Below are 12,009 nucleotides of genomic sequence, written 5' to 3'. Positions count from 1 at the left end.
CGGCAAGGCCTGCCGTCAATGCGGACACCCCGCACGAGACCACGCCGCGGAAGGTGAGTCGTGAGTATGCAATGGCTGGGCCAGTCGATCCGGGTCGAGCACCTTGTGGCTCCTGGTGGCTGGCTGACCAGTCTGGGTCGACATGTGGCCTCTTGCCACTGTCGGTGCAGCGAAGTGCAGACATGTCCCAAGTGTTTCGGACCGGCCTCCCCTGCGGCCATCAAGGGTCGCTGGGACGCCGAGGGCGGCCACACGGCGCGACCATTCGACCCCGTGTGGGTGCGGCTCTCCTGCGGCTGCGAGTTCGGAGACGCCTCGCTGGCCCACCCACTTGGAGGCAGCGATGACTGACGTCGTGCACCTGACCGAGGCCGAGATCGCCAAGATGCGCGAGGCCAGCGAGTGGCTACGCACTCACCCCGGCGCCGTGGACGTGCAGCTGTGCGCCGTGGAGCGCATCCTCACCGCCCGCCTCGCTGCCCGTGACGCCGAGTGGCGGGTCAAGATCAAGGCGCTGGCGGACGAGTGGCAGGCGCAGTACGAGGCCAGCGACTACAGCGAGCACATGTCACTCGCAGGCACCGTCGCGGTCCTCCGCCGCCTCCTGCGCGACATGGAGGCCGACTCATGATCGACCCCGTCGTCTGGTGGGACGAGGACGAGCAGCGATGGTTCCGGGTCAGCGATGTGCTCGCAGAGGGGGAAGCATGAGGCGGCCACGGCTCTTGGACCTGTTCTGCGGCGAGGGCGGGGCCGGCATGGGCTACCACCGCGCCGGCTTCGACGTGACCGGCGTGGACAACGACGACAAGCGCCTCGCGCACTACCCCTTCGAGCACCACCGCGCCGACGCACTGGAGTACCTGCTCGCCCGCGGCCGCGAGTACGACGCCATCCACGCCTCGCCCACCTGCACCGGATACACCCGCGGCACCGCAGCAATCCCCAACCGATACGAGCGCTACGACCGCCTCATCGCAGCAACCCGCGAGGCACTGCGCGAGATCGGCCGGCCGTACGTGATCGAGAACGTCGAGGGCGCACGCCCCGAGCTCATCTCACCTGTCCTGCTGTGCGGACGCATGTTCGGGCTCAGCGCCACCGACACCGACGGCACGTCACTGGTGATGGACCGACACCGCCTGTTCGAGTCCAACATCCTGCTGCTGGCACCCGAGCACGTCAAGCACGACCGCAAGCTTGCAGGTCGCCGGAGCGTACGGCGGCGCCAGACGCGACAAGCACGAGGCCCGGCACGTCCGGAAGGGCGGCTACGTCCCGGCCGACCTGGGCGTGCTGCGCGACCTCCTCAACACGCCCTGGATGACCGAGCGCGGCTGCTTCCTGTCGATCCCGCCCGCCTACACGACCTTCATCGGCGCCCAGCTCATCGAGCACCTGGAGGCCGCAGTATGACCCACCGCCCACCACCCGCAGCAGTCCCCGCCGCCCTCGCGCGCCTCATCGCCCGCCGCCCCGAGCTCGCACACATCGGCCTCGGGTGGGTCGTCGTGGTCAGGAGCGCCAATGCGTGAGACCCCCGCCCGCTGCATCGTCTGCGGGTCATCGCCAACCAAGGCCCGCGGGCGCTGCGGCGCCTGCTACCAGCGGCTCCGGTACCACTCGCGGCGAGAGGCCCTCCATGACACCGTCGCGGACCTCGCCTACACCGGCGGCTGGACGCGGCAGGGGCTCGTGCTGGTGCCCAACCAACGGAGGTGTGCGGAGTGAAGGGCTGGGAACTGCGAGCACTCAGCGACCACGCCCGGCAGCGAGCACAGTGGACCAGCGCGAAGATGGCCCGGCTCGCCTGCTCGGACCGGACGGCATTCGGGACACCGAAGCCACCCGACCACGCCAACTGCGGCGACGAGTACGGGTGCGCGTGCGAGTGTCACCGGCCCACTGACCGCGAGCGGAGGCTGTGGACGCAGATCGCCGACGAGCTGGACGCCTACCTCGCCGACGAGCAGGAGGAGGCGCTGTGGTGACCACCTGCCCCTGCGGCACCCCCATCGCCTCCGAGGCCGCCGCGCAACGCCACGCCAAGGTCTGCCCCTACCAGGGATGGCCACAGGCGGCCTACGAGCGCGACCAGGGAGCGCTGGGGCGGCTGGTGCGCACAGGCACTGTCGACAGCACCGGCAACTTGTCGGCAACACGTGGTGCACTTGTGACCACAGGGACGACGACAGAAGTCGGCCCCGGTGGCGCGCCAACGCCGAACCCGGGGCCTCGCCGATCAGAAAGGACAACGACCGACTCATGACCACCGTAAACGCGCCCCCTGACACAACACCACCCGCCACCTGTCCGACCTGCGGGCTGCCCGGCGAGGGATTCACCCGCAGCGAGCGCACCATTCACCACGCGCAGTACCAGTGCCCGGCCGGACACATCTGGATCACCAAGTGGGCCGACCTGACGGGAGGCGCCGCCTGATGCGCATCAGGTCGACCAAGCCGGAGTTCTGGCGCAGCGAGCGAATCGCCTCGGTGAGCTGGGACGCGAGGCTCGTCCTCAAGGGACTGGAGTCCTACGTCGACGACAACGGCGTGGGCAAGGACGACATCGCCCTCATCGTCTCCGACGTGTTCCCTCGCGACATGGTGCGAGACCCTCGCGAGACCCTCGCGAGGGTTGCAGACGCCATTTCTGAGCTCCACGAAGCCGGACTCGTGCACCGATACGAGGACGACGACACCGAACTGCTCTTCGTCTCATGGTGGGAATCGGTCCAGCGCATCGACAGACCCAACAAACCGCGTTTCCGCAGGCCAGACGGCACATGGGCCTACTCGGAGTCCGAAATTCGCGGAACCCTCGCGACACCCTCGCGAGTATCTCGCGACACCCTCGCGACTGGAACAGGGGAACAGGGGAACAGGGGAACAGGGGAGAACCCCTCTTGCCCATCGGCTGACGCCGATGAGGCGACGGAGGCCGACTCGCGCTTCGACGAGTTCTGGAACACCTACGCCAAGAAGGTCGGCCGCAAGAAGGCCGAGCAGCGCTGGCGCATCGCACTGAGGAAGCCCGGCGTTGACGCGGACCGGCTCATCGCGGCTGCTGGCCGCTACGTCACGGCGCAGCAGGTCAAGGGCAAGCACCCCGAGTTCACCAAGGACGCAGCGACCTGGCTCAACGGCGAGCACTGGAACGACGAGGCCGCCACGGCGACCACGACCACCACCACCCCGGCGGCGTACGCCGGGCCCATCGAGCGACCCCCGGACAACCTCAGCCCCGAGGAGTACCACGCCTGGCATATGGAGCAGGTCGCCAGGAGACGGGCGGCCAGCCAGTGATCGACGAGCCCCCGATCGACCCCGACGACGAGCCGACCCCGGGCAGCCAGATGGCCGACGTCCGCGACGCCGAGATCTCGCTGCTCGGCGCGGTGATGTCCGGCTACGACGACCTCGACGGCCTGGCCGAGCAGGTCACCGGCGCGGACTTCTACCGCCCCGAGCACGAGGAGACCTGGGACGCCGTGATGCGCGTCCACCGCGGCGGCGTCAAGCCCGACCCCGTCTCGGTGCGGCTCGCGCTCGACAAGGGCTCCCGCGTCGACCCGCTCTCGCTGCTGCACATGACGCAGATGGTGCCGCTGGTCAGCCAGGCGCCCTACTACGCCGACCGGGTCGCCACCGCCTCCGGGCTCCGCCGCATCCAAGCCGCGGGCCTGCGCATCCAGCAGCTCGGCAACGCCACCGGAGGCGACCTCGACGACATCCGCGAACGAGCCCGCGCCGAGGTCGACGCCGCCACCACCGGCCGCGTCGTCTCCCGCGCCCGCACCGTCGCGGACCTGCTGCCCGACGTCCTCGACATCGCCGAGCACGGACAGGCCAACGTGCTGGGCACCGGCTGGCCCGACGTCGACGACAGCATCGGCGGACTGGGTCCCGGCAGGCTCGTGGTCGTCGGCGCGAGGCCCGGTGTCGGCAAGTCCCTGATGGGCACCAACCTCGCGCTGCACATGGCCCACCACCACGGCCATGCCGTCCTGCTCGCCTCCCTGGAGATGCCCGAGCGCGAGGTTGGCCAGCGGATGCTCGCCGCGTTCGCACAGGCCAACCTCACCGACCTGCAGACCGGTCGCACCGACGAGCGCACCTGGGAGCGCATCGGCCGCCACGCCCAAGCCCTGATGGACCTGCCGATCACCATCGACGACAGCCCCGACCAGACCGTGACCAGCATCCGACGCGCCGCCCGCAACGTCCAACGCAAGCGCGACGACCTGGCGCTCATCGTCGTGGACTACCTCCAGCTCGTCCGGCCGGTCGACAACCGCCCCAACCGCGCCGAGCAGTTGGGCGAGGTCTCCCGCGGGCTCAAGCTGCTGGCCCGCGAGACCGGCGCCTGCGTGGTCGCCATGGCGCAGGTCAACCGCGAGTCCACCAAGCGCACCGACGGCCGCCCGATGCTCGCAGACCTCCGTGAGTCCGGGTCCATCGAGGCCGACGCCGACCAGGTGCTGCTGCTGCACCACCCCGACGACGAGCTTCCCGACCTTGAGGTCATCACCGCCAAGAACCGGCACGGACCCAAGGCGACCCGCCACCTGTACATGCAAGGCCACTACGCCCGGCTCACCTCCACGACCTGGGCACCACGGGAGGACGCATGACCTGCGGCAACTGCGGCAAGCCCACCGAGGAGCGTTGCGAGCACTCCGACCTCCCTCGCTCGTCCTGTGCGCACTGTCGGCCAGGCCAGGAATACCCCGAGAACGCACAGAAAGGCCCCTCTGAGCGCCGCAGGGCCGAAACGGGCACCGAATTACGCGGATGTGGTTCTAGGCCCTCAGAGCCCCGATTTCGCCGAATCTGGCCACCCGTCGCACCGACCCGGCCGACAGCCTCCACGTCGCCGCCCGCCGAGGAGCCCACCGACGACCCGCGCGTCCAGGTCGCCCGAGACCTCCGCGCCATCGGTCACATGGCCGCGATGCTGTCCGACCGGGCGCTCGACCTCGCCGACGACCCACACATCCCCGGCGGCGACGCGATGGTCAACCTCGCGCCGGCCGCCAACCTCGAAGCGTGGCAGCACCAGGTCGAGACCGACGAGCGGCTAGAGCTCGCCAAGCTGCGGCACGCGCCCTACACGTCCGCGGCCGACGAGGACCCCGACGAGTCCTGGCCCGCCTACCAGACGCTGCGGTACTGGTCCGAGGACTGGCGGCGCGACCTCGAACAGCCCGACATCGAGCTGCCCACCATCGCCACCGAGACCCGCTTCCTCGGCAGGCTCATCGACTGGGCATGGAGCACCGAGCCGCACTTCGAGGAGTTCGCCGCCGACATCCACGCCGCCCGCGTCAAGCTGGAGAACGTCGTACGCGACGGCATCCGTGAGACCCGCTCCCGCGTCCTGTGCGACCGGTGCAACCACCCGAAGCGACTCATCCGCAAGTACGGCAAGCGCGACCGCGAGGACACATGGAAGGCGCCGTGCTGCAAGGCCGTGCTCACCGCCGACGAGGCCAAGCGCGCCCTGGCCAGGCAACTGCGCTCAGCGGGTGCCGAGCGGTGGGTGACGCTGACCGAGGCGTTCGGTGCACTGAGCGTCAAGGGCTGGACCGAGGCGACCGTACGCGGCTGGCTCGCCGACCCCGACGTGGCGGTCGGGCAGCTGGATGACGGACGCCTGGCGATCTGGTGGCCGGACCTGTGGCGATGTCACCTGACCGCAAGTGCCCAGCGCGAGGAGCGGGCACGACGACGGGCCGAGAAGGCGGCAAGGAAGGCGGCGTGCGAGCAGGCTCACGGCACCGACTGCTGGGAACGCGGGCGCTGCACGGCGGGGAAGCGAGAGGCGCGTGTGGTCTAATGGGTCTCGCGAGGGCCCTGGTCGCCGCCGTTTACTGCGTGATACGACCGCGCCCTCAGCCGCCCACCGTCGTCGCCAAGGCCACGGTGGGTTTGTACGTTCGGGGGTGAGCCGCATGGCGTTCGTGCCACTGATGGTCCGCCTCGACCACGCACGGGGCCACCAGGGCGCGTACGACGACACGTCCTACGCGCTCGCACAGGCTGCCGTCGAGTGGGCCGAGGACAGGCTGGCTGCCGAGGGCATGGACCCCGAGGTCATCACCATCCTTCGGCAGCCGTGATGAGTCAGCACCACCGCCGGATGTCCGGACGCAAGCGACAGGAACGGAACCGCCGCATCCTCGCCGCCACCGACGTGTGTCACATCTGCGGTCACCCCGGCTCCGACGCGGTGGACCACGTGGTCGCACTAGCCCGAGGTGGCAGCGATACAGACCCGACGAACCTGCGGCCTGCACACCACGACGTACCGTGCCCGACGTGCGGGCATCGCTGCAACCGCGAGAAGGCGTCCAAGCCCTGGGCGCCCGTCGTCAGGCACTCGATGAGCCTCACGAGGCCAGGGGGCTCGCCCCCTCCCCCCACTTAGCCGGGGACTGCGGGGCCTAGGACCAATATCCCTCCGGCGTTTTCCTCATCCCCAGGAGGTGACCTCGTGGCCGCTCTCCGTGCCGTTACCCCCGACGAGAAGGCGCCTCCGAAGACGGTCACCCAGGCCGCAGCGACGGGGACGCACCGTGAGCTGCTGGTCGCGATGCGCGACCGGATCGCGAAGGCAGTCGAGGACCCGAAGTGCCCGCCGCGAGATCTCGCCGCACTGACTCGCCGGCTGCACGAGATCGCCCGCGAGATCGAGAACAACGATGCGGCCGACGAACACGAGGTGGCATCCCGTGGCGAAAACCTCGCCGACGAGAAGTTCGACCCGGAAGCCATCTGATCCACCGCGGCTGAGCGAGGCTGCTCGACACCTGGTCTATCCGGCGACGATCAAGACCTCGGGCTGGCCGCGGATTCGCCGTCGCTTGTACGACATGGGAGTCACGTTCGACCCGTGGCAAGAGGGCGCGGCGCGGCTGGTGCTCGGTAAGGACAAGGCCGACCGGTACGCCTGCACGGTTGGCGGCGTGGTCTGGTCGATCCCGCGGCAGGTCGGCAAGACGTTCACGGTCGGCTCGCTGATCATCGCGATATGCATCGAGTTCCCTGGCACGAAGGTGCTGTGGACGGCGCACCGCACCAAGACCGCCACGGATGCATTCCGAGCGATGCAGGGCATGGTGAAGCGGAAGCGGGTACGGCCGCATCTGGCGCCGACTCGCACCGATGGAATCAAGGCCGGTCACGCAGACCAAGAGATCATGTTCCGCAACGGATCCCTGATCATGTTCGGCGCCCGGGAGCAAGGCTTCGGCCGCGGCTTTACCAACATCGACATCGAGGTGTTCGACGAGGCTCAGATCCTCGGCACGAAGGCGCTTGAGGACATGGTGGCGGCGACCAACCAAGCCCAGCATCCACACGGCGCGCTGCTGTTCTACCTCGGCACTCCACCTCGCCCCGAAGACCCCTCGGAGGCGTTCCGCGAGAAGCGGAACAAGGCACTCTCGGGCAAGTCGACCAATCTGATCTACATCGAGTTCTCGGCCGAGCCGGACAGTGACCCGGACGACCGCGCGCAGTGGCCGATGATGAACCCGTCCTACCCGAAGCGAACCCCCACCGAGTCACTGCTGCGGCTGCGGGAGAACCTTCCGGGCGATGACTCGTGGAACCGCGAAGGCCGTGGCATCTGGGATCCGGTCGCCTCGGCAGGCGTCATTCCGGCGACGTCGTGGGCCGAACGCGCCGACGAGCGGTCACTGGCGGTCGACAGGTTCGCTCTCGGCGTGGAGTGCGGCCCGGACCTGTCCTGGGCGTCAGTGGCGTTCGCCGGCCAGCGCAAGGATGAGGCCTGGCACTTCGAGCTCGACGAGGACCAGCACACCAAGGGCCGTGGCGTGGCGTGGCTGGTCCCTCACGTGCAGTACCTGACCGAGCACAACTCGCAGATCCGGTCCGTGGTGGTCGATGTCGCCGGCCCGGTCGCGGCGCTGTTGGAGCAGCGGGCGGACCGCTGGTTCTTCAAGGGCACCCGACTGGCGGTCACGCCGGTCAAGGTGGCCGAGCTGGGCGCTGGCTGTTCCCGGGTGTTGGACGGCGTGGTTACCGGGTGGCTGCGCCACATCGACCAGCCGCAGTTCACGGCGGCGGCACTCGCGGCCGGCAAGCGGCCCTTGGGTGACACCGGCATGTGGGTGTGGTCACGAAAGACCGCGGAATCTGACATCACCCCGATCCAGGCAGGGACGCTGGCGCTGATCGGAGCACAGGCCTCGACGGTGCGGAAGCCGACCCGCAAGAGCGGTGGACGAAGGGTGGTGACGACCTAAGTGGTGGACACCTTCCGGCGCACCGTCGTCTCGACGCTCTCCGTCGACGAGCAGGCGGCCCTCGACGAACTTCTCGCGCAGTGGCGGGCGAAGCGCCCACGTAACAACCTGCGCACGGCGTTCTACGACATGAAGAACTCCGAGCGGAAGCTGATGAGCCGACAAGTGCCGGACGTGATCCGAAACCGCAGGTTCGTGCTCGGCTGGTCTGCCATTGCCGTGGACAAGCTGAACCGTCGTTGCAACCTGGATGGCTTCTACGAGTCCGGCGGCATCGACTTGGATGACCTCGGCCTGTCCGAGATCGTTCGGACCAATCGACTGATCCCCGAGGTCTCGCAGGGCGGGGTCTCGTCCCTGATCCACGCAGTCTCGTTCCTGGTCACTACACAGGGCGACGAGTCGGCCGGCGAGCCTCCGGTACTCATCACGGCCCGCGATGCCTCGACGTCGACCGGCACCTGGGACGTTCGCCGTCGCTGCGTCACGCAGTTCTTGTCGATCACTGCGCTTGACGACGACGGCGAGCCGGCGGCGATGACGATGTACCTGCCGAACCTGAACGTCATCATGTCCAAGGCGGGCGGCAGGTGGACCGCCGAGCGGAGCCCCCACCCCTACGGCGTCCCGGTGGACCCGATGCGCTACAAGCCGCGGCTGGGTCGTCCGTTCGGCTCCTCGCGGATCACCAGAGCCGTGATGTCATATCACCAACAGGCGCTCGCGGCGATGATTCGAGCCGACGTCAATGGCGAGGCCTACAGCCTGCCGAGGTACGTGCTCCTGGGCGCCACTGAGCAGGCGTTCCAGAACGCCGACGGGTCGCCCAAGGCGGCCTGGCAGGCAGCGTGGGACGCGGTCTGGGCGGTCGGTGACGACCCCGACGCCGACGATCCGCGCCTGGCTCGCGCGGACGTGAAGCAGTTCACCGGACAGTCCCCAGAGCCGCAGAACGCCCATCTGAGGATGCTGGCTCAGATGTTCTCAGGCGAGACCGGCATACCGATCGGCGAACTGGGCATCATCGGCGACTCGAACCCCACCAGCGCTGAGGCGCTGGTCGTCTCTCGCGATGACCTGATCGCCGAGGCAGAGCGCACTACTGACGATTGGTCGCCAGACGTATCCTCGGCGATCACCCGGGCGATGACGATGCTGAACAAGGGTGACTTGCCGCCTCGTCTCGACGTGCGTCCGGTATGGCGCAGCCCGATCTACGTTGCCCGCGCGCAGGCTGCAGACGCCGGGTCGAAGATCCTCGACAAGCTGCCATGGCTCGCTGACACGAGCGTGGGCCTCGAACTGGTTGGCTTGACGCCCGAGCAGGCTCGCCGCGCGAATGCGGAGCGGGAGCGCGCCAACGGGCTGGCTGTCCTGGACGAACTGCTCCAGCGGGGCGCACCAAGTGCCGACGCCTGACCAGGTCCGTTCCGGCCTACACCTAGTGACCTCCTCGGCGAGCGCCGACCTGGCGGATCTCGCCCGCAGGGCTCGCACTGCCAGCCAAGTCCGCCGAGTCCTGTTCGCGGCCACCCCCCTGCTGGCTCATCACTACATCGCCGGGTCGTCTGCACTGGCGGTGGACTGGTATGCGGAGGCACGAGAGGAAGCCGACCCCCCCGACCCATACTCTGCGACGCCGTTCAGGGTGGTCGACGAAGACGGCTTGGCTTCCTCGGTCGGCTGGGCCACCAGCGACCTGTACGACCTGGAGCACAGCGGAGACCCCGGCGCCAGCCTCGCGGAAGCGACAGCCGCGGCCGTCACTCTCCTTGAGCCAGTCCTCGCTAAGGCCATCATGGGCGGCTTCTGGGACACCGTCACCAAGAATGTCGTCCGCGACAAGAGCGCGGTCGGCTACCAGCGTTACGCCCGAGCGGGCGCGTGCAAGTTCTGCGTCATGCTGGCTGACCGCGGCGCCGTCTATCGCCAGGAGACCGCCTACTTCGCAGCCCACAAGGGCTGCACCTGCACCGCCGGTCCATCTTTCGACCCACATGCGGCCGAGCCGACCGAGATGCAGTACGTCGCCTCCAGGCGCCACCGCACGCCCCAGCAGCGGGCCGACCTGCGCGCCTACCTGACCGAGCACTACCCCGACCTTCCCGGCTGAGCCCGGGCAGACCTACCCCTCGCGGGGGAAGCGCACACGGCAGCGCTCAATGCCGGAGCACCACCTGACGAGGCAACGGAGAAAACACATGTCCGACGACCCGACCCCCAAGCCAGAGCTGAAGCCTGAGCCGAAGGATCAGACCTTCACCCAGGCCGACGTAGACCGGATCGTGTCCGAGCGCGTGCAGCGCGAGCGGGCACGCTATGCCGACTACGACGACCTCAAGAAGCAGGCAGAGGGCGCCAAGACGCTCGAGGACCGCCTGACCGACCTGGAGGCGAAGGGCGTCAAGGCCGAGCAGCGCGCACTGCGCGCCGAGATCGCGGCCGAGTTCGGCATCAGCACCAAGCGCGGCGCGAAGGACGAACCGTCCGACGCCGACCTGTTCTTGACCGGAGCCGACGAGAAGTCGCTGCGGTCACAGGCCGAGCGGCTGGCCGCGCGGGAGTCGGACCGCAAGAAGCAAGGCAACCACGTGCCCCGCGAGGGCGAGAACCCCCAGCCGGCCGAGGACGTGACGCGCGAGTTCGTGCGTGAGCTCTTCGGCTCTGGCGACTAGCCAAGGAGAACAAGCATGACCTCCCTTGCCACCGGATCGCTGTTGATTCCGAAGCAGAAGCTCGACCCCTGGTTGGGCAAGATCAAGAACGGCTCCACCATCGCCACCCTGTCCGACTCCATCCCCATGGTGTTCGGCGAGGGCGAGTGGATGACCTTCAACATCGGCGAGGCCGAGTACGTCGGTGAGGGCGCCGACAAGGGCGCCTCGACGGTCACTCCGACCACCAAGACGACCAAGCCCTTCAAGTTCCACAAGACCATCCGCATGAACGAAGAGGTCTTGTGGGCCGACGAGGACCACCAGCTGCAGGCCGTGGAGCAGATCCTCGCCGAGATCCAGCCGGCCCTCTCCCGGGCGTTGGACTTCGGGGTGTTCCACGAGATCAACCCCACGGGCGGCGCCGTCGTGGCTGCCATGAACGGCGGCCTGACCGACGCCACCAACCTGGTGGAGTACGTGTCCACCGACAAGCCCTATGTCAGCCTGGACGCCGCTGACGCGCTGATCCTCGCCAATGGGTACGTGCCGCGAGACATCGCCCTGGACCCGGTCTACGCATCGAAGTTCTCGGCGCTGCGGGGCACCAACTCCGAGCAGAAGCTCTACCCGAACTTCCGCCTCGGCGTGGAGACCTCCGAGTTGGATGGCCACCGCGCCTCGGTGTCGAACACGGTCGGCGCCAAGGCCATCCTGGCCTCCGACACCAAGGTGCTCGGCTTCGTCGGGGACTTCTCGGCCATCCGCTGGGGCATCCAGCGCAGCATCGGCCTGGAAGTCATCAAGTACGGCGACCCGGACGGCGGCGGCGACCTGAAGCGGAAGAACCAGGTCGCGTTCCGCGCAGAGGTCGTCTACGGGTGGGGCATCGCCTCTCTCGACGCCTTCGCCAAGATCCACGATCTCGTCTGATGCTCCGCCTGCGCAACACCCAGTCCGGCGCGGTCGTCTCCTGCTCGGAGGAGACGGCCGCCCGACTGGGGCCGGGATGGGAGCCCGTCGAAGAGCCCAAGGCGGCGGCCAAGAAGGCGGCGCCTCGCAAGCCCAAGAAGTAGCGAG

15 protein-coding genes are annotated in these 12,009 nt (G+C 68.6%); all 15 read left to right on the top strand.

The window, feature by feature from the left end:
- The first annotated feature begins 343 nt into the window (after nt 1-343).
- The 15 genes from QM714_RS00335 (at nt 344) to QM714_RS00265 (ending at nt 12,005) form a co-directional block, all read left to right on the top strand.
- The gene (locus QM714_RS00335; RefSeq protein WP_415096489.1) at nt 344-631 is read left to right on the top strand and encodes a hypothetical protein; all 288 of its coding nucleotides are present in this window, start codon (nt 344-346) and stop codon (nt 629-631) included.
- A gap of 76 nt (nt 632-707) precedes the next feature.
- Nucleotides 708-1,535, top strand: coding sequence for a class I SAM-dependent methyltransferase (locus tag QM714_RS00330; protein ID WP_415096487.1), 828 nt, complete (start codon nt 708-710; stop codon nt 1,533-1,535).
- A gap of 192 nt (nt 1,536-1,727) precedes the next feature.
- Nucleotides 1,728-1,991, top strand: a complete 264-nt coding sequence (locus tag QM714_RS00325; protein ID WP_415096485.1) for a hypothetical protein — start codon at nt 1,728-1,730, stop codon at nt 1,989-1,991.
- 274 nt (nt 1,992-2,265) lie between these two features.
- A complete protein-coding gene (locus QM714_RS00320; protein WP_415096483.1) occupies nt 2,266-2,442 on the top strand; it encodes a hypothetical protein in 177 nt (58 codons plus the stop codon).
- On the top strand, nt 2,442-3,308 hold the full coding sequence (locus QM714_RS00315) for a hypothetical protein (protein WP_415096481.1): 867 nt from the start codon (nt 2,442-2,444) through the stop codon (nt 3,306-3,308). Before QM714_RS00320 ends, QM714_RS00315 begins: the two co-directional genes overlap by 1 nt.
- Entirely contained in the window at nt 3,305-4,636 is a 1,332-nt protein-coding gene (locus QM714_RS00310) for a replicative DNA helicase (RefSeq protein WP_415096479.1), read from the top strand. Before QM714_RS00315 ends, QM714_RS00310 begins: the two co-directional genes overlap by 4 nt.
- Before the next feature lie 311 nt (nt 4,637-4,947).
- Nucleotides 4,948-5,841, top strand: a complete 894-nt coding sequence (locus tag QM714_RS00305; protein WP_415096477.1) for a hypothetical protein — start codon at nt 4,948-4,950, stop codon at nt 5,839-5,841.
- A 115-nt stretch (nt 5,842-5,956) separates the two neighbouring features.
- Nucleotides 5,957-6,124: a hypothetical protein gene (locus QM714_RS00300; protein WP_415096475.1), complete on the top strand. Its 168-nt coding sequence runs from the start codon at nt 5,957-5,959 to the stop codon at nt 6,122-6,124.
- Nucleotides 6,125-6,498: 374 nt separating this feature from the next.
- Complete coding sequence (locus tag QM714_RS00295) at nt 6,499-6,783, top strand: hypothetical protein (protein WP_415096473.1); 285 nt, start codon at nt 6,499-6,501, stop codon at nt 6,781-6,783.
- Between the two features lie 94 nt (nt 6,784-6,877).
- The gene (locus QM714_RS00290) at nt 6,878-8,275 is read left to right on the top strand and encodes a hypothetical protein (protein ID WP_415096471.1); all 1,398 of its coding nucleotides are present in this window, start codon (nt 6,878-6,880) and stop codon (nt 8,273-8,275) included.
- Between the two features lie 3 nt (nt 8,276-8,278).
- On the top strand, nt 8,279-9,694 hold the full coding sequence (locus QM714_RS00285; protein WP_415096469.1) for a phage portal protein: 1,416 nt from the start codon (nt 8,279-8,281) through the stop codon (nt 9,692-9,694).
- Between the two features lie 25 nt (nt 9,695-9,719).
- A complete protein-coding gene (locus tag QM714_RS00280) occupies nt 9,720-10,388 on the top strand; it encodes a hypothetical protein (RefSeq protein ID WP_415096467.1) in 669 nt (222 codons plus the stop codon).
- An 88-nt stretch (nt 10,389-10,476) separates the two neighbouring features.
- Complete coding sequence (locus QM714_RS00275) at nt 10,477-10,950, top strand: hypothetical protein (RefSeq protein ID WP_415096465.1); 474 nt, start codon at nt 10,477-10,479, stop codon at nt 10,948-10,950.
- 15 nt (nt 10,951-10,965) lie between these two features.
- The gene (locus QM714_RS00270; RefSeq protein WP_415096463.1) at nt 10,966-11,862 is read left to right on the top strand and encodes a phage major capsid protein; all 897 of its coding nucleotides are present in this window, start codon (nt 10,966-10,968) and stop codon (nt 11,860-11,862) included.
- Complete coding sequence (locus QM714_RS00265; RefSeq protein ID WP_415096461.1) at nt 11,862-12,005, top strand: hypothetical protein; 144 nt, start codon at nt 11,862-11,864, stop codon at nt 12,003-12,005. The genes QM714_RS00270 and QM714_RS00265 overlap by 1 nt, the downstream gene beginning before the upstream one ends.
- The last annotated feature ends 4 nt before the right edge of the window (nt 12,006-12,009 follow it).

Source organism: Nocardioides sp. (assembly GCF_047602075.1).
Taxonomy (GTDB): Bacteria; Actinomycetota; Actinomycetes; order Propionibacteriales; family Nocardioidaceae; genus Nocardioides.
Note: the sequence above shows the minus strand (reverse complement) of the source record. Positions and strands in the feature narration are given on the sequence as shown.